Origin of the sequence: Neoroseomonas lacus, from assembly GCF_014644535.1 — a bacterium.
Classification (GTDB): Bacteria; Pseudomonadota; Alphaproteobacteria; order Acetobacterales; family Acetobacteraceae; genus Neoroseomonas; species Neoroseomonas lacus.
This window is the reverse complement of sequence record NZ_BMKW01000072.1, coordinates 1-533: the sequence shown is the minus strand read 5'-3', so window position 1 is coordinate 533 and position 533 is coordinate 1. Positions and strand designations below refer to the sequence as shown.

Sequence of the window (533 nt, the reverse complement as noted above, 5' to 3'; positions counted from 1 at the left end):
GGCGCGATGCCGCGCTGATGCCCGAGATCGCGCGGGTGTTCGCGGAAAACTTCCGCGTCTATGGCGTGCGCAAGGTCTGGCGGCAGCTGAAACGCGAAGGCCATGATCTGGCGCGGTGCACCGTCGCGCGTCTGATGCGCGGCATGGGCCTGCAGGGCGTGATCCGCGGCAAGCCGGTCAGGACCACGATCAGCGACAAGGCCGCACCTTGCCCGCTGGACCACGTCAACCGGCAGTTCAAGGCACCGCGCCCGAACGCGCTGTGGGTCTCCGACTTCACCTATGTCGCGACCTGGTCGGGCTTCGTCCACGTCGCCTTCATCATCGATGCCTATGCGCGTCGGATCGTGGGCTGGCGTGTGTCGCGGACCGCGCATACGGGCTTCGTGCTGGATGCGCTGGAACAGGCCCTGCATGAACGGCGCCCGCTGCATCGCGGCGGCCTCGTGCATCACAGCGACAGGGGCAGTCAGTACGTCTCCATCCATTACACCGAGCGCTTGGCCCAGGCCGGCATCGAGCCTTCCGTCGGC

At 67.4% G+C, this 533-nt stretch carries 1 protein-coding gene; it reads left to right on the top strand.

The window, feature by feature from the left end; genetic code table 11:
• Positions 1-533 (top strand): IS3 family transposase (locus tag IEY36_RS30465; RefSeq protein WP_188974097.1); only part of this gene is annotated, 533 nt, incomplete at both ends.